Genomic DNA, 16,630 nt, shown 5'->3' with positions numbered 1-16,630 from the left:
CACACCACAGACGACCACCGAAACCACCACACCACAGACGACCACCGAAACCACCACACCACAGACGACCACCGAAACCACCACACCACAGACGACCACCGAAACGACTACTCCGCAGACCACGACTGAAACGACTACTCCGACCACCACGACCACGACTACGACCGATAGCCAACAGCCGGCGATAAGTTTCGTTGCCCTGTGTATCGAGGAGGGCACCGAAGTCCCGGAAGACTTCGATACGTCGGTCCAGGCGACAGGTTACAAGACGGAGGACGGAACGACCGACACGAGTGAGCCGATCTCTGCGGCTTGGTCATCACCCGATGTCGAGATTAGTTCCGTCGTCGTCTACGGCGGCGGAGAGTTTGAGCAGTTCACTGGAGGGAGCGGAGGTTCGTTCACCTTCGGAGAAGGAACCTCGATCTCTGGCGTGTCGCAGCCGAACCCGTGCCCGAGCGGAGAAACGTTACTCGTGAAGTACGAGTGGAACGGGAACGCGTTCGTCGCCGAGAACGAAAACCAGAACGCATCGAGCACCAATCTACCGCTGGCGAATCTCGGCGGACTTCTGACGCTCGCGGCCGGAGCTGTGCTTGCCGTACGTAGACAGCAGTAGGCACTCGCGTCCGTCCGCCGCAAACGGACGGGATTTTTAACTTCCCCATGCGTGACCCAGTGTAAATGCGGGTCGCCGTCGTCTCGTTGGAAACCTGGAAACAGCGTGATAGCGACGCGCTTCGGCGATTGCGCAACGTCGCGAACGGTCTCGCGGACCGCGGTCACGATGTTCACGTCCTCTGCTCGAAGTGGTGGGAGGACTCGGGCGACCGGCGGGAGGAGGGGGATATCACCTATCACGGCGTCGTCGTCGATCCGGAGGCGCGGCGGTCGTTTCTGCTTCGGCTGCCGTTCGTCGTGCGAATCGTCAACCCCGATGTCGTTCATGCGGGGGCGCTCCCGCCGTCGCAGGTGACCCCGGCAAGCGTCGGTGCGACCCTGTCGCGGTGTCCGCTCGTCACCGAGTGGTACGGCGACGACGAGTCCGAGGCGGGAAGTCCCAGAGCGCGGCGCTGGGCCGTGAATCGGTCGGACGGGATCGTCACGCCGTCGCGACTCATCAAGACGCAGGTCCGCGAGATAGGCGCGGACGAGAACGATGTCCGCGCGATACCGGACAGCATCGACATCGAGCGCATTCGCGACATCGACCCGGTCGAACGGGGGAGCATCGTCTACGCCCGCCGCCTCGACGAGGGCGCGAACCTGGAGAGCATGCTGCTCGGGTTGGCGGAGCTGCGGGACCGAGACTGGTCCGCGACGGTGATCGGCGACGGCCCGCAACGCGACGCGTACGAACAGCAGGTTCGGGACCTCCGCATCGACGACCGGGTCGAGTTCGCTGGCTCCTGCGCTCGCGACGAGCGGATCGCCATCTATCGGGGAGCGCACGTGTTCGTCCAGACCGCCGTACAGTGCGCGTTTCCGACGGAACTGCTGTGGGCGCTCGCGTCGGGATGTATCGGAATCGTGGAGTACCACGCTGCCTCCAGCGCGCACGAACTCGTGGAGAACCGCACGCGGGGGTTTCGGACGACCAGCGAACAGGAACTCGCCGCCGCCATCGCCGATGCGGGCGACCTCGAACGGCTGACCGTCGACGAGTCGCTCAGTTCGTTCGACCGCGGGCAGGTGGTAGAACAGTATCTCGACTGGTACGGGAACCGCCAGGAGAGAGTGGGGCTGTTCTAGCTGCTCCGCGGCGGTCGACCGAGTTCGTTCTCGACGGCGGCGATACGGTCCCCGATGTCCTGCGAGCGGTCGCGCTGGTCGTCGACTTCGACCTCCGTGATGACTCGTTTGCCGTCGATGGCCCGATGGGCTGTCTTCGCCGCTTCGAAGGCCTCGTCTGCGGAGTCGGCCTCGATGACCGTCCCCGTCGGCGTCATCTCGTAGGTGAGGCCCTTCTGGTCCAGTGCTTCGAGCGCCTGCACTATCTCCTTCGTCATGCTGTCGTCCGAGAGCGGTGTGACTTCGAGACGGGCAATAGCAGTCATTGTTCCAGTCAAGAGATACGGTAACAGTTGTCAAAGCGTTTTTCTACGATACGGCCACAGGACAGGAATCCGGAACGAACGGCCCGGAACCGGGAGAAAAACGGACGGCTACTCGCCGTCGTACGGATCGCCACCGAGCGCCTCGTGGACCCGGACAGCGGCGGCGTTTTCTTCGACATCGTGAACGCGGACGATGTCAGCGCCGCGCTCGGCGGCCAGCGCGGTCGCCGCTATGGTGGGGTCGAGTCGGTCGCCGTGTTCGTACCCCGCCCGTTCGAACATCGACTTGTGGGAGTGGCCGATCAGGACCGGACAGTCGAGGGCGTGGAGTTCGTCGGTCCTATCGAGGAGTTCGAAGTTCTCCGCCGCCGACTTCCCGAATCCGAGGCCGGGGTCGACCACGATCTGGTCCCGGTCGAGTCCGGCCTTCTCCGCGAGGAGGACGCGCTCGCGCAACTGGGTTATCACGTCCTCGACGACGTCGTCGTACGTCACGTCGCGGTCCGGGACGACGGGCGCGTCGATGCTGTGCATGACGACCAGCGGCGCGTCGTGGTCGGCGGCGACAAAGCGCATCTCGGGGTCGTCGAGGCCGGACACGTCGTTGATGATGTCCGCGCCCGCAGACAGGGCCGCTTCGGCCACAGCAGCCTTTCGGGTGTCGATAGAGACCATCGCGTCGAGATCGCGGATCGACTCGATCACCGGTACGACACGGTCGATCTCCGCGTCCGCCGGGATGCGGTCAGCGCCGGGGCGGGTGCTCTCGCCGCCGACATCGATGATGTCAGCACCGTCTGCGACCATCTCTTCGGCGCGTTCGACCGCGGCGTCTACGCGGTTGTACTCGCCGCCGTCGTGGAAGGAATCCGGCGTAACGTTCAGGATACCCATCACGGCGGTCCCGTCGTTCCACGGATACTCACGCTCCAGCGGCGGCGTCTCGATGTCGAGCGCGTCCCGCAGTTGGTCGGCGAACACGGAGAGGCCGTAGGGCTGGTCGGCTAACTTCTCGGCGAGGCGCTTGAACTGCGCCAGCGTGCCCATCAGGACGGCGTCGACGACGACGTCCTCTTGCTCGTTCAGGCCCGAAATCGCACACTCGCCGCCGAGAGACAGCATCTCCTCTTTCAGGTATTGGGCCTGCCGGCGCTGAACGCGAACCTTCAGAACGCGGTGGACGCCCTTGCCGCGCATCCGCCAGACGCCGGGCGGCGTGACGTCCGCGCCCGCAAGCGTCTCTCGGGCGTCGTCGATATCGCGGACGGTCTTCGGGATCGGGGTGCTCGTCCAGCGTGACCGCGCCTCGGCGACGACGAAAAGCGACCCGGTCACGAGAACGAAGTCGTCCCCGTCGGCCTGCTTCAGCGTTCGCTCCAGCGCGCCCGCCACGGAGTTCCGGGAGTGAACCTCGCCAGCGCCCGCCCGTTCGAATACGGTTGCGAGCACGTCCTCGTCCTCAGCGCGGTCGAGCGTCGGTTGGCAGGTCGTCACCGTGTCGGGCGTCGGCAACGCGGCCGCCATCCCGCGGAGATCTTTGTCGTGCATCCCGCCGAAGACGAGGTGGAGGTCGTCGTAGTCGAACTCGTCGACGGTCGCCGCTAACCGCTCACAGGCGTCGGGGTTGTGAGCGCCGTCGAGAACGACCAGCGGGGAGTCGTTCATCACCTCGAACCGACCTGGCCAGTGCGCGTTGCGGAGGCCGCGCGCGAGGTCCGTCTCGTCCACGTCGGCGACCTGCCGGGCGAGAACGCTCGCGATGCCCGCGTTCGTCGCCTGGTACGCACCGAGCGTCGGGATGCGAGTCTCGACCCGCCAGTCCGACCCGTCTATCGTGATCCCCGCCTCGGTGTGGTTCGCCCGTCCCTGATAGGAGACGGTTACGTCGGTGTCGCCCCCGCTGTCGTTCGCGTCGACGCCGCCGACGGTAACGACATCGCCGGCCACGTCCCGGAGAGCGTCGAGGGCGTCCCCGGACGTTCCCGTCACCAGCGGCGCGTCGTCGGGCGCGACGTGGGCCTTGTCGCGGGCGATCTCCTCGACCGTATCGCCCAGAACGCTCGTGTGTTCGAGCGCGACGGTGGTCACCGCGCTGGCGACCGGATCGACGGCGCTCGTCGCGTCGAGGCGGCCGCCGATGCCGACTTCCAGCACGGCCACGTCGACGTCCCGCCGGGCGAACTGCCAGACGGCAAGCGCCGTCATGGTCTCGAAGAACGTCGGCGACTCGCCGTTTGCCGCCCGGTCGGTGACGTAGGGCCGGACCGTCTCGGCGAACTCCACCACGGCCGTACGGGGGACTTTCCGCCCGTCGACGCGGACGCGCTCGCGCAGGTCCTCGAAATGCGGCGACGTGTACAGCCCCACCGACAGCCCCGTCTCGCGGAGGACGCTTTCGACCATCCGCGCGGTGCTTCCCTTGCCGTTCGACCCGGCGATCTGGACGAACCGCGGGGGGTCCGCGATGTCGAGGTGGTCGAGCAGATCCGCGGTCGACTCGGTGCCCGGTCGAGGGCCGAACCGCCGCAGATCGTAGAGGAAGTTCGCCGCCTCGTGATACTCCATATCTGCGAAAGGAACCGCCGCTCGCTTTAGCCCTTCGGAACGGGGTGTTGCGACCCGTGGTTTTGGTATTGCTTTCGGGGCTCGGCCGCACTTGCTCTCGGGGTTCAGGCCATCCTCGCTCTCGGTCGTCTCCGCCGACAGACCGGGAGTCGGCGAAACGCTGCTAGAGCGATAGCGTCCCGCTCAGTCGTGACGGAACGCCCGACTGCCGGTGAACACCATCGCCATATCGTGTTCGTTCGCGGCCTCGATCACGTCGTCGTCGTTGACGGACCCGCCCGGCTGTACGACCGCCTCGATACCGGCCTCGGCGGCGGCCTCGATGGCGTCCGGGAACGGGAAGAACGCGTCGGAGGCCATCACCGCCCCGTCGGCCGACTTGCCCTCTGCGTCCGTCTCGGCTTTCATCTTCGCTATCTCGACTGCGTCCACGCGCGAGACCTGTCCCGCGCCGACGCCGACCGTCTCGGTGCCCGTCGCGAACAGGATAGCGTTGGATTTGACGTGTTTGATCGTCTGCCAGGCGAACAGGAGCGACTCGACTTCCTCGTCGGTCGGGTCGCGCTCGGTGACGACTTCGAGGTCCTCGGGAGCGGGCGCCTGCTGGTCGCGCTCCTGGACTAACGTGCCGCCGACGAGGTCCTTTTCGGTGTGGGCTTCGCTGATCTCGCCGAACTCGCCCTCGTCTGTTCCGCGCCCGACGTCTAGCACGCGCAGGTTGTCCTTCTCAAACAGCGTGTCGAGCGCGTCGTCGGTGTAGCCCGGCGCGACGACGACCTCCTTGAACGAGTCGACAACCTGCTCGGCGGTTGCGCCGTCGCACTCGCGGTTGAGGGCGACGATGCCGCCGAACGCGCTCTTGGCGTCGGTCGACAGCGCGCGCTCGTACGCCTCGGCCAGCGAGTCAGCGGTGGCACAGCCAGCCGGGTTGGTGTGTTTGATGACGGCCGCGGCGGGGCGGTCGAACTCCTTGACGAGATTCAACGCGGCGTCGGCGTCGTTGTAGTTGTTGTAGCTGAGCGCCTTCGCCCCCTCGTTCAGTTGGGGTGCGTCCACGACGCTTTCCTCCTCGCAGGTGCGGTCGGCGTACAGCGCGGCGTCCTGATGGGGGTTTTCGCCGTATCGCAGGTCAGCCGCGCGGTCCTCGCTCGTGACGCGGCGGTCGGGCAGGTCGGCGGCCTCGTCGCCCTCGACGCTGACGGCGTTGGCGTCGCGGTCGACCGCGACGCGGTCCTCGGCGAACCACTTCACTGCGCGCGGGTACGCCTTGAACTCGCCCTGGTACAGCACTCGGTCCGCGAGGTCGTCCTCGTCGTCGCCCTCGTACACCGGGACCGGTTCCTGCGTGACGACCGGGCCGGCGTCGACGAGTTCGTCGACGACCTCGCCGTCCTCGTCCGTGGCGTCGGTGACGACGTGGACGGTACAGCCGGTGATGTCGACGCCGGCGTCGAGCGCGTCTCCCCAGGCGTCCGTCCCAGGAAACGACGGCAGGAGCGAGGGGTGGACGTTCAGCGTCGTCGGTGCGGCCTCCAGGAACTCGTCCGAGAGGATGCGCATGTAGCCGTCGAGACAGACCAGATCGACGTCGTAGTCGTCGAGGGCGTCGACGACGCGGCGCTCGTGCGAACGGCGGTCCTCGCCGTCGGTGCGTTCGACTGCCTCCGTTGGAATGCCGCGTTTCTCCGCCTCGTCGAGAACCGGCGCGTCGGCGTCGTTGGTCAGGACGACGGCGATCTCGGCGTCGCCCGGCGACTCGTCGGCGATGTGCATCAGGTTTCGACCGCGGTTGCTGGCGATTCCTGCGACGTTCATGTTTCGAAGCGAGCCCGCGGACGGGAAAGTAGTTGCGGTCGAGAGCGAAATTGTACCCACGTACGTGAACAATTTCCGAATTATCGTCTGTGATTTCCATTCATATATCCACGTCCGTGCCACTTCGCGTTTCGTCATCCTTTTGCCTCGGCGCGCGGCACCCACGAGTATGACCGAATCCCTGCACGCCGTATCGCCGCTTGACGGGCGCTATGCGAATCGGACTGCGCCCCTGGCACCCTACGCGAGCGAGGCCGCGTTGATGCGCGCCCGCGTTCGCGTCGAGGTGGAGTATCTGGTCGCGCTCGCTGACCTCGACGCGACGCCGCTGGAACTCGACACCGGGGAGCGACAGACGCTCCGCGTCCTGTACAAGGACTTCGCGGAGGAGGACGCCCGCCTGATCAAGCAGCTAGAGACCGAGGGCTACGGCGAGTTCGAGGCGACGAACCACGACGTGAAAGCCGTCGAGTACTACATCCGTCACCATCTGGCCGACGAGATGGACCACGTCTCCGCGTGGATCCACTTCGGACTCACCAGCGAGGACGTGAACAACCTCGCGCACCGACTGCTCGTCGGCCCCGCCGTCGAGGAGGTACTGCTGTCGGAACTCCGCGACGTCCGCGACGCCGTCGCCGACATGGCCCGGGAGTACCGCGACCTGCCGATGCTCGCCCGGACCCACGGCCAGCCCGCGACGCCGACTACGTTCGGCAAGGAGATGGCGGTCTACGCCGCTCGTCTCGGGCGCGCGACCGGACGTATCCGGCGGGCGCTCGACGGCATCAGCGGGAAACTCGGCGGTGCGAGCGGCACCTTCGCGGCCCACGTCGCCGCCTTCCCGGGCGTCGACTGGCAGGCGTTCGCCGAGGAGTTCGTCACCGGGCTCGGGATGAAATACGAACCCCTGACGACGCAGGTCAACCCCTGTGACGACCTCGCTGAGCTGTTCGACGCGCTCCGCGGCGCGAACAACGTTCTCCTCGACCTCGACCTGGACGTGTGGCTGTACGTCAGCGACCGCTACCTCGGACAGAAAGCGACCGAGGGTGAGACGGGGTCGTCGACGATGCCGCACAAGGTCAACCCCATCGACTTCGAGAACAGCGAAGGGAATCTCTCGAAGGCAAACAGCGACCTCTCTTTCCTCGCGGACTACATCACGAAGTCCCGCCTCCAGCGCGACCTCTCTGACTCGACGGTCAAGCGAAACATCGGCGCGGCGTTCGCACACTGCCTGATCGGCTACTCGAAGGCGCTCTCTGGCCTGGAAACGGTCGTTCCGAACGAGCAGGTGATGCGCGACGACCTGAACGCAACGCCCGAAGTCATCGGCGAGGCGGTCCAGACCATCCTCCGGCGGGAGGGCCACGAGGACGCGTACGAGCAGGTCAAGGAAATCACTCGCGGGCAGTCGGTCGCCATCGAGGACTTCCGCGACCTGTTCGACGACTTAGACGTCGACGACGAGACGCGCGCAGAACTGCGGGCGCTCTCGCCGGACAGCTACACCGGCATCGCGGACGAACTGGTCGACGGCGCTGACGGCGGTCGGTAGGCCGGCGCGCTCTCACGCTGTCGGACAGACGTATCTGACGCTCGGTCGCTCGAATTCGGCTGTCACCGTCGGGGGCGGCGGAACAGGTGCGAGCGGGCCATCCGCAATCGCGTGCGTATCCGCTCGCGCTCGGCGTCGCTGAAGCCGTTTACACGTCTCTCCGTCGGAACCACTCGCGACTCAGTAACACGAGAACCGCCGTCCCAGCCAGCAGGGCCGCCGCCCCGGCGAGGTCGTAGGTTCCGTCGACCAGTATCTCGCTGGGAACGTAGTACCGCGTCGGCGACAACGCGCCCAGCGGTTCGAGGTCGGTTCCCGCCACCACGGATTCGACGAGAAACAGCGCGAACACGGCTCCAGCGGCGGCCCGCTGGGCGACCGACGCGCGGTCGACGACGACCGATGCGAGGAGGCCGATCCCGGCGCAGGCGAGCAGGTACGGCACCGAGAGGACGTGGGCCATCAGCACGCGCTCCATCGCTACCTCCTCGCCGATGGCGAGCGTGGAGACGAACACGACGACCGGCATCGCCGCGTTGGCGACGAAAAGCGGCACGCTCAGCGAGGCGAACTTCTCCAGTACGACCCGGCCCCGCGAGACGGGGAGCGAGAGAGTCATGTCCATCCGGCCGCGCTCCACGTCGGCCGCGACCAGCCCGGCCGCAGCGTACGCGAAGTAGAGGCCGAGCAGGATCACCCACGCGAAGGCGTACAGCTGCGTGGCGAGAAAGCCCTCGATGGTGTTCATCGTCCGGATGTCGAACGCCTCGCGAAAGGCGGGCGGGTAGGCCGCGATGATCTCGTCCAGGTTTGCCGCCGACGTTATCGACGGAAACAGGCCGACGTACATCGCCGTCAGTGCGGCGATGCCGACGGTCATCGCCAACGCTCCTGTCAGGCGCTTTCGGCCGTCGTAGCGGGCAATTTCGAGCATCAGTCGTCCCCGTAAAACCGCATGAACACGTCCTCCAGCGGTGCCTCTTCCACGTCGAGTTCCAGCAGGTCGAAGCGGTCGAGGAAGTCGACCAGTTCGTTCACGTCGCCGGTGTAGGTGAACGTTAGCTCGGTGACGGGGCCGGGGGCGGCCGAATCGTCGGGGACGGTCGCGTCCCTGACCGACAGGTCGTGAACGCCCGACAGCGTCACGTCGTCCGCCGCGACCCGGTCGTCGACCCGCGCCAGCACCGACTTGCCCGACCGTCCGAGCAGGTCGGCGACGCTCTCGACGGTGACGATGCGGCCGTCCCGGATGACGCCGACGCGGTCACAGAGCCGCCGCACCTCGCTCAGCACGTGCGAGGAGAGAAACACCGTCGTCCCGGCGCTGCGCTCGGCGCGGACGAACTCCTCGAAGCGCCGCTGCATCAGCGGGTCCAGCCCCGAGGTCGGTTCGTCCATCACTACCAGGTCGGGGTCGTGCATGAACGCCTGTACGAGACCGAGCTTCTGGGCGTTTCCCGTCGAATACTCCCGGATCGGCCGGGAAAGCGGCGGGTCGAATAGTTCCAGCAACTCGTCGCGACGCTCGTCGCCCTTTATCGACGCGTGCAGGTCAAGCACCCGCTGTCCCGTCGCCGTCTCGTCGAACGACGGCGTCGCCGGTAGATAGCCGATCCGACGCTTCGCCGCGAGCAGTTCCTCTTCCGTCCGCACGTCCGCGCCGAGGAGCGTCCCGGACCCCGCAGTCGGCGACTGGAACCCCATCAGCGTGCGGATCGTCGTCGTCTTACCGGCCCCGTTCGGACCCAGATAGCCGAAGACCTCTCCCTCGGCGACGTCGAACGTGACATCGTCGTTGGCGAGCACCTCACCGTAGTCCTTGGTGAGGCCGTTTACCTCGATAGCGGCCATTCAGTGATTTTCAACCAGTGAACGGATGAATTTACCGTTCATCGGACCGCGGTCGGGGGTGGTCCGTCCCGAACAGTCAGTTCGCCCTGACGGGCCGCCGGCGCTTGGCGCTCACTCCACTACCGCGACGGCGCGGACCGGCGACCCGTCGCCGTCGCTCACCGGCAGCGGGTACGCCCGAAGTTCGAACCGGGCCGGCGGGTCGCCGAGGTTCGTCAGGTTCTCCACGATAAACCGGTCCGCGCCGAGCAGGGCGTGATGGGCCGGAACGCCCGCCGGTTCGTCCGCCGTCGCGTTCGCGGACGGTGACGGGTCCACGCTCGCGCCGTCCGTCCCGACGTGGTACCCCCGCTCGACGCAGTAGTCCGCGGCGGCCGGCGAGAGAAACGGGTGGTCGAAGTACGCCGCCTCGCCCCAGCGGTCGGCCCATCCCGTCCGGAGGACGACCATCTCGGCGTCTGCGTCCGGCAGGTCGTCGGGACGGATCGCCGACCGCGGGTCGCGGCCGCGGAGGTCGGCGACGACGGCGTCGAAGACGAAGGTCTCCGCCGGGTAGTCGTCTATCGTCTCGCCGTCGGGTTCGGTGTGACACGGCGCGTCGACGTGGGTGCCGGCGTGTGTTCCGAGCGAGAGCGCTCCGACGCGGTAGCCGTCCGCCTCGACGGTAGCGTGCGGGTCGACCGACACGGACGGGTCGCCGGGGAACGTCGGCATATCGGTCTCGACGGGGTGGGTGAGGTCGTGATGGGTCACGCTCGTAGCGTCGACCACTGCGGGGAAAAACGTGGCCGTGGACCGCTCGGGACGACCGCTCAGTCACGCAGGGCGTCGAGCGTCGCCTCCACCGCCTCGGCCGCCTCGCGAACCTCGTCGACGGGGACGTACTCGCGGTCCGAGTGCGCCACCGCACCCTCCTCGTCGGCGAGATAGCCCGGGCCGAACACGACCGTCGGTGCGTCCGCGGCGAAGTACGACGCCTCCGTCGCGGCGGTGAACGGCCGCACCTCGCCGCCGGCCGCCGCCGCCAGCGTCGTCACCAGCGGGTCGTCAGCCGGCGTCGAGAACGCTTCGAGAAACGGGCTCTCGCGGTCGGTCAGGTCGAAGGTGACGGTCACGTCGTCCGGGACGTAGTCACGCAGGTGCGCCGAAATCGCCGACCGAAACCCCTCGCTCGTCTCCGGCGGCACGCTCCGGCGGTCGACGACCACCTCGCATTCGGCGGGTATCTGGTTCGTCGCGGTGCCGCCGTCGACGGTCGTCGGCGTCAGCGTCGGCCCGCCGAGGTCGGCGTGGACGCCCGGCGCGTCCGAGCGGCCGTCGAACGTTTCCAGCGCGTCGACGACCTCCCGGAGCGCCGAGACGGCGTTGACGCCGTCGTCGGGTTCCGCGGCGTGTGCGTTCTCGCCGCCGAGCGTGATCGTCCCCTGGAACCGTCCCTTCGCGGCGTTGCACACGTCGAGACCGGTCGGTTCGCCGACGACGTAGTAATCGGCAGCGAGGTCAAGCGCCGCCGCGCCCGTCGACAGCGTCTCCTCGTCCGGCGTGACTGCGAGCGTGACTCGCCCGCCGTCGGGGTCGACCGCGAGAAACGCAGAGAGAAGCGCGGCGAGCGGCCCCTTCGCGTCGCAGGAGCCGCGGCCGCGGATCACCTCGCCGCCGGTCGCCTCGTCGTCGCGTGCCGGTCCGCGCTCGTACGGCACGTGCGGCGGCACGGTGTCGATGTGCGTGTTCAACACGACGTGCGGGTCGCCCGACCCGCGGGTGGCGACGATGTTGCCGGCGTCGTCGACCGTCGCCTCGACGCCGTGGTCGGAAAGCGTCCCGACGAGGAACTCCCGCATCGGTTCTACGGTTTCGGTGGAGTCGATGGGGACCGCGTCCGTCAGAAAGTCGACGGGGTCGAACGTCATGGCTGGGTCGGGGTCGGCGAGAGTTCGCCCTCGAACTCGCGGGTGACGGGGCCGCGAAGCACCGCGGGCCCCTTGCGCGGGATCAGCACGGTCAGGTCGCCGCCGGGCGGCGAAACTGACACCGACTCGTCGTCGGTCAGCCCGATGCGGCGGGCGGCCGCGGCGACGGCGACGGCACCGGTGCCGCAGGCGTCCGTCTCGCCCTCGACGCCGCGCTCGAAGGTTCGCTGGTCGAAGCCGGATGCGGTCTCGGCGGCGAAGTTCACGTTCGCGCCCTCGGGGAACACGTCGGCGTGGCGGACGGCGGGCGCGGCGGCCTCGACGTCGACGTCCGAAACGTCGTCGACGAAGATCACCGCGTGGGGGACGCCGGTCGTCAGCGCCGTCACCTCCCAGCCTTCGACCTGCTCCTCGACCAGCGGGCGATCTCGGTTGAGCGGGATGTCGGCCGAATCGAACGATGGGACGCCCATCTCGACCGCGACCTCGTCGCCGTGGACCTCCGCGCGACGAGTGCCGGCGGGCGTGTGGATGATCACCTCTTCCGCGCCTGTGCGGTCGGCGACCCACCGCGCGACGCAGCGCGCGCCGTTGCCGCACATCGCGGCGGTGCCGCCGTCCGGCTGGTAGAGTCGCATCTCGACTTCGGGTGCTGTCGGGGCGGCGTCCAGATCGAGGACGAGCACGCCGTCAGCGCCCGTCTCCCGGTCCGGATCGTCAGCGCCGACGCCCGTCTCGCGGTCGCAGTAGGCCGTCGCGAACGCGCTCCAGTCCGGGACATCGGCGCTCGCGTCGACGATCACAAAGTCGTTACCCGTTCCGTGGTACTTCTCGTAGCGGATCATAATTCCTCCAGTCTGGTCAGGTCGTCTACCGTCTCCCGGCGGCGTGCCAGACACGCCTCGCCGCGGTCCAGCACGACCGTCGCCGGGCGCGGCCGGGAGTTGTATTGGCTCGCCATCTCGTAGCCGTACGCGCCGGCGTTGCCGAGCGCGAGCACGTCGCCCCGTTCCGGCGCGGGCAGGTCGAGGTCCGAGCCGAACACGTCCGCGCTCTCGCAGATCGGACCCGTGACGGTCTGGGAGACGGTATCGCGGCCGTCCGCGTCCGTCGCGAGGTTCCGGATGCGGTGAGACGCGTCGTACATCGCCGGCCGGAGCAGCGTCGTCATCCCCGCGTCGACGCCGACGACGGTCGTCGCCGCCGTCTCTTTCACCGTGTTTACGTCCGTCAGCAGAACGCCCGCGTCCGCGACGAGATAGCGCCCGGGTTCGATAGCCAGTCGGGCGTCCACGTCGCCAAGCGCCTCGCGCGTGGCCTCGGCGACCGCGTCGAGGTCGAGCGGGTTCTCGTCCGGTCCGTACGGCACGCCGAACCCGCCGCCGATGTCGACGAACTCCAGGTCGACCGGCGAGTCGCGCACCAGGTCGCCCATCCGCGAGACGAGTTCGCGGTGCGCCGAGAGGTCGTCGCCGGAGATACCGCTGCCGGCGTGGGCGTGGATACCGACCACGTCGAATCCGCGGTCCGCGGCGTCCGCGAGGAGGTCCGTCGCGCGGTCGTACGGGACGCCGAACTTCGCGTTCGCGCCGGTGCGGACCTTCTCGTGGTGGCCCGCGCCGACACCGGGGTTCACGCGGACGCAGAGACGACCGTCGTACCCCCGTTCTTCGAGGCGGTCGACGGTGTCTTCGGCCCCGACGGTGACCGTGAGGGCGGAGAAGTCGTTCCACAGTTCCACGACGGTGTCGAGGTCGACGTCCGGCGGGTTGACGGCAGTGTACTGGACCCGAGCCCCGGGGTCGTCGGCGACGCCGCGGAGCGCGTCGAGCGCCCGCGCGACTTCGCCTGCCGAGGCGCACTCGATCCCCGCGCCGGACTCGCCGAGCGCCGCGAGCGCGTGTCTGAGCGTGTTCGCCTTCGCGGCGTATCGCACGTCGGCGTCGGGGAACGCCCGCGCGAGGCGGCGGTAGTTCTCCCGGACGCGGTTCAGGTCGAGGACGTACAGCGGGCTGTCGTACTCGTCGCGGAGGGCGCGGAGTCGCTCCGCGTCCCAGTCGTCCAGCCTGCGCACCGCCGGGTTCGCCGTGCTCATTCCCGAAGCGTGTCCTCCTTTGCGGACGCTTCCAGCGTCTGCTGTTCGATGTCCGTTGCAACCACCGCCGGCTTGTACGCGCCGCCCTCGAACAGGTCGTGCTCGCCGACGGACGACTCGACGAAGCGGGTGAACGCCCGGCGTTCGGGCGGCAGTTCGCCGTAAACGACTTCCTCCTCGACGAGGTCGTAGACGGGGATCCGCGGCGTCAGCAGCGTGTTCTCCCCGACGACCGACCCCTCGCCGACGACGAACCCGCTGGTGACTCGACAGCCTGCGCCGAGGGACACGTCGTCCTCGACGATGACGGGGGCGTCCTCGACGGGTTCGAGCACGCCGCCGATCAGCGTGTTCGCGCCGAGTTTGACGTTCTCGCCGATCTGCGCGCAGGAGCCGACGGTGTCTGCCGAGTCGACGAGCGTGCCGTCGCCGACGTACGCGCCGACGTTGACGAAGCTCGGGCTCATCATGATGCAGTCCTCACCGAGGTACGCGCCGCGGCGGATCGTGGTGCCGTCCGGGGTGTTACGCGTGCCGCGCTCGCCGAGGTCCGCGGTGTCACGCAGCGGAAGCACGTCGTGGTACCGGACGCCGCCGTACTCTCGCGGTTCGGTCTCGCGGAGGCCGAAGTTGAGCAGGATCCCCTCTTTCACCCACTCGTTGGCCACCCAGTCGCTTCCCTGCTTCTCCGCGGCGCGCACCTCGCCCGCCTCCAGAGCATCCAGAAACGCTTCGAGCGTGTCCGCGGCGTCAGCGCCCGCGCTCTCTGCGTCGATCTCGTCGTTCTGGTAGCGCTGCCATAGGTCCTCGATCTCCGATTGAAGCGTCGCCTGACTCATGCTGATTCCTCCAGTACGTCACCGAAGTCGTACCAGCCGTATTCCTGTTGCGCTATCCAGACCGCGGCGTCCACCGCGCCCGCGGCGAACACGCCGCGACTCTCCGCGCGGTGGGTGAGCCGTACCTCCTCATGGTTCCCGGCGATCAACACCTCGTGCTCGCCGGTGATGTCGCCCGCCCGAAGCGCGTGAACGCCGATCTCGCCGTCCTCGCGCGGAGCCTCGCCCTCGCGGCCGTGGACGCGTTGTTCGCCCGTCTGCCCGTCCGCGGTTCGGCGAGCGCCCTCTATCTCCCCCAGAATGGACTTCGCGGTGCCGCTGGGAGCGTCGCGCTTCGCGTTGTGGTGGGTCTCGACGAGTTCCACGTCGTAGCCCGGCAGGTTCGCGACGGCGTCGCCGACGACATCGAGCAGCGCCTGAACGCCGCGGGCGAAGTTGGCCGCCTTGAGCACCGGCACTTCATCGCTCGCCGCGCGGAGGGCGTCTATCTGGTCGTCGGAGAAGCCGGTCGTGCCGACGACGGCCGGGATGCCGGCGTCGGCCGCGGCCTCGACGTACTCGACGCTGGACTCGGGACCGGTGAAGTCGACGACGACGTTCGGTTCTCGGTCCGCGACGAGCGCCGGGAAGTCGGCGGCATCATCCACTTCGACGCCCTCGACCGTCCCCTCGTCGGGGTCGCGGTTGACCGCCAGAACGACCTCCGCGTCGTCGCGGCCGTTCGCCTCGGCGATCAGTTCCCGGCCCATCCGACCGGTCGCGCCGGTGATCGCGAGTCGGACGGTCACCGCTCCACCTCCGCGTACTCGTCCTCTAGGTCCTCGTCGACGAGGTCGTCGAGAACGTCCTGAAGGTAGTCGCGGTGCGTCTCGGAGAGGCGGGTGAGCGGCGAGCGAACGCGCGCCGACCCGTGACCGCGGATCTGCATGGCCTCCTTGACCGGGATGGGGTTCGTCTCGACGAACAGCGCGCGGAACAGTTCGCCGAGTTCGTGGTGGATCGCCCGGGCGCGCTCGTAATCGCCGGCCAGCGCCGCGCCGACCATCGCGCAGGTGCGCTCCGGTTCGACGTTCCCGGCGACGCTGATAGCGCCCGAAGCGCCGACGGAGATCATCGGCAGCGTCAGCGCGTCGTCGCCAGAGAGCACGGCGAACTGCTCGTCGCGGGTCCGTTCGACGATCTCGGTTATCTGGCCGAGGTCGCCGCTCGCGGCCTTGAAGCCCGTGATGTTCTCGTGGGTCGCCAGTTCGGCGGCGGTGTCGGGGTCGACGTTACGACCCGTCCGCGAGGGGACGTTGTAGACTATCTGCGGCAGGTCGACGGCGTCGGCGATGGTCTCGTAGTGCCGGACCAGGCCCTGCTGTTCCGGCTTGTTGTAGTACGGCGAGATGAGCAAGAGCGCGTCCGCACCGGCGTTGGCCGCGCGCTCGGACAGTTCGAGCGCCTCGCGGGTGTTGTTGCTCCCGGTGCCCGCGATGACGGGAACGTCCTCGACGGCCTCGACGACGGCCTCGACGACCTCGACGTGTTCGTCGTGAGTGAGCGTCGCGCTCTCCCCCGTGGAGCCGACGGGGACGACGCCGTCGACGCCGGCGGTTTCGAGTCGCCGTACGTCCGCGCGTAGTTGGTCGAAGTCGATGCTCTGGTCCGCGTCGAACGGCGTCGTGAGTGCCGGGTAGACGCCGTCGAAGTCGATATCGCGTGTCATGATCGTTGCTGTGAGTGTGTCTGATGTCGGTGATCCGCGTGACGGTTACCGCGCGGTGCCCTCGAACGCACCCGGGACGAGGACGCCACCCTCGCCGCGAGCACTGGTCACGCGCGTTTTTTCGGTTTCAGAATAGCGGCCGCACCACTCGTCGACCGAACGAACTGCGGACGAGCGGTGTCTGCCATTACCGACAGATCGGGAACGCTCACGCTTAGTACTTGCGCAC

The 16,630-nt window shown here is 68.0% G+C and carries 15 protein-coding genes; 3 read left to right on the top strand and 12 right to left on the bottom strand.

The annotated features are described in order from the left end of the window. The first annotated feature begins 475 nt into the window (after nucleotides 1-475). Together SM753_RS12450 and SM753_RS12445 are read left to right on the top strand one after the other, a co-directional pair. Nucleotides 476-619, top strand: coding sequence for a hypothetical protein (locus SM753_RS12450; RefSeq protein ID WP_323191839.1), 144 nt, complete (start codon nucleotides 476-478; stop codon nucleotides 617-619). Nucleotides 620-684: 65 nt separating this feature from the next. Next, a complete protein-coding gene (locus SM753_RS12445) occupies nucleotides 685-1,752 on the top strand; it encodes a glycosyltransferase family 4 protein (RefSeq protein WP_323191838.1) in 1,068 nt (355 codons plus the stop codon). Here the strand turns inward: SM753_RS12445 and SM753_RS12440 are convergent. The 3 genes from SM753_RS12440 to purH all read right to left on the bottom strand — a co-directional run bounded on the left by SM753_RS12440 (nucleotide 1,749) and on the right by purH (nucleotide 6,437). Next, on the bottom strand, nucleotides 1,749-2,057 hold the full coding sequence (locus SM753_RS12440; protein WP_323191837.1) for a thiamine-binding protein: 309 nt from the start codon (nucleotides 2,055-2,057) through the stop codon (nucleotides 1,749-1,751). The genes SM753_RS12445 and SM753_RS12440 overlap by 4 nt on opposite strands. 108 nt (nucleotides 2,058-2,165) lie before the next feature. Next, entirely contained in the window at nucleotides 2,166-4,622 is a 2,457-nt protein-coding gene (gene folP / locus SM753_RS12435) for a dihydropteroate synthase (RefSeq protein WP_323191836.1), read from the bottom strand. A gap of 183 nt (nucleotides 4,623-4,805) precedes the next feature. Further along, entirely contained in the window at nucleotides 4,806-6,437 is a 1,632-nt protein-coding gene (purH, locus tag SM753_RS12430) for a bifunctional phosphoribosylaminoimidazolecarboxamide formyltransferase/IMP cyclohydrolase (RefSeq protein ID WP_323191835.1), read from the bottom strand. Nucleotides 6,438-6,606: 169 nt separating this feature from the next. On the opposite strand from purH, the gene purB reads away from it, so the two are divergent. After that, the gene (gene purB / locus SM753_RS12425) at nucleotides 6,607-7,998 is read left to right on the top strand and encodes an adenylosuccinate lyase (RefSeq protein WP_323191834.1); all 1,392 of its coding nucleotides are present in this window, start codon (nucleotides 6,607-6,609) and stop codon (nucleotides 7,996-7,998) included. 148 nt (nucleotides 7,999-8,146) lie between these two features. Here purB and SM753_RS12420 read toward each other — a convergent pair whose 3' ends face one another. The 9 genes from SM753_RS12420 to dapA all read right to left on the bottom strand — a co-directional run bounded on the left by SM753_RS12420 (nucleotide 8,147) and on the right by dapA (nucleotide 16,401). After that, nucleotides 8,147-8,932, bottom strand: a complete 786-nt coding sequence (locus SM753_RS12420; RefSeq protein WP_323191833.1) for an ABC transporter permease subunit — start codon at nucleotides 8,930-8,932, stop codon at nucleotides 8,147-8,149. Beyond that, nucleotides 8,932-9,849 carry an ABC transporter ATP-binding protein gene (locus SM753_RS12415; protein ID WP_323191832.1) on the bottom strand — a complete coding sequence of 306 codons (918 nt, stop codon included), beginning with the start codon at nucleotides 9,847-9,849 and terminating at the stop codon, nucleotides 8,932-8,934. The genes SM753_RS12420 and SM753_RS12415 overlap by 1 nt, the downstream gene beginning before the upstream one ends. A gap of 111 nt (nucleotides 9,850-9,960) precedes the next feature. Then, nucleotides 9,961-10,602 carry a cyclase family protein gene (locus SM753_RS12410; protein WP_323191831.1) on the bottom strand — a complete coding sequence of 214 codons (642 nt, stop codon included), beginning with the start codon at nucleotides 10,600-10,602 and terminating at the stop codon, nucleotides 9,961-9,963. A 59-nt stretch (nucleotides 10,603-10,661) separates the two neighbouring features. After that, entirely contained in the window at nucleotides 10,662-11,759 is a 1,098-nt protein-coding gene (locus SM753_RS12405) for a M20/M25/M40 family metallo-hydrolase (RefSeq protein WP_323191830.1), read from the bottom strand. Further along, complete coding sequence (gene dapF / locus SM753_RS12400; protein WP_323191829.1) at nucleotides 11,756-12,604, bottom strand: diaminopimelate epimerase; 849 nt, start codon at nucleotides 12,602-12,604, stop codon at nucleotides 11,756-11,758. The genes SM753_RS12405 and dapF overlap by 4 nt, the downstream gene beginning before the upstream one ends. Then, entirely contained in the window at nucleotides 12,601-13,854 is a 1,254-nt protein-coding gene (gene lysA / locus SM753_RS12395) for a diaminopimelate decarboxylase (protein ID WP_323191828.1), read from the bottom strand. Before lysA ends, dapF begins: the two co-directional genes overlap by 4 nt. Then, nucleotides 13,851-14,693: a 2,3,4,5-tetrahydropyridine-2,6-dicarboxylate N-succinyltransferase gene (locus SM753_RS12390; protein ID WP_323191827.1), complete on the bottom strand. Its 843-nt coding sequence runs from the start codon at nucleotides 14,691-14,693 to the stop codon at nucleotides 13,851-13,853. The genes lysA and SM753_RS12390 overlap by 4 nt, the downstream gene beginning before the upstream one ends. Further along, nucleotides 14,690-15,481 (bottom strand): 4-hydroxy-tetrahydrodipicolinate reductase, encoded by a 792-nt coding sequence (dapB, locus tag SM753_RS12385; RefSeq protein WP_323191826.1) that lies wholly within the window; start codon nucleotides 15,479-15,481, stop codon nucleotides 14,690-14,692. Before dapB ends, SM753_RS12390 begins: the two co-directional genes overlap by 4 nt. After that, nucleotides 15,478-16,401 carry a 4-hydroxy-tetrahydrodipicolinate synthase gene (gene dapA / locus SM753_RS12380; RefSeq protein WP_323191825.1) on the bottom strand — a complete coding sequence of 308 codons (924 nt, stop codon included), beginning with the start codon at nucleotides 16,399-16,401 and terminating at the stop codon, nucleotides 15,478-15,480. The genes dapB and dapA overlap by 4 nt, the downstream gene beginning before the upstream one ends. Between the last annotated feature and the right edge of the window lie 229 nt (nucleotides 16,402-16,630).

The sequence above is a fragment of the Halostella sp. PRR32 genome, assembly GCF_034808085.1.
Classification (GTDB): domain Archaea; phylum Halobacteriota; class Halobacteria; order Halobacteriales; family Natronoarchaeaceae; genus Halostella; species Halostella pelagica.
Note: the sequence above shows the minus strand (reverse complement) of the source record. Positions and strands in the feature narration are given on the sequence as shown.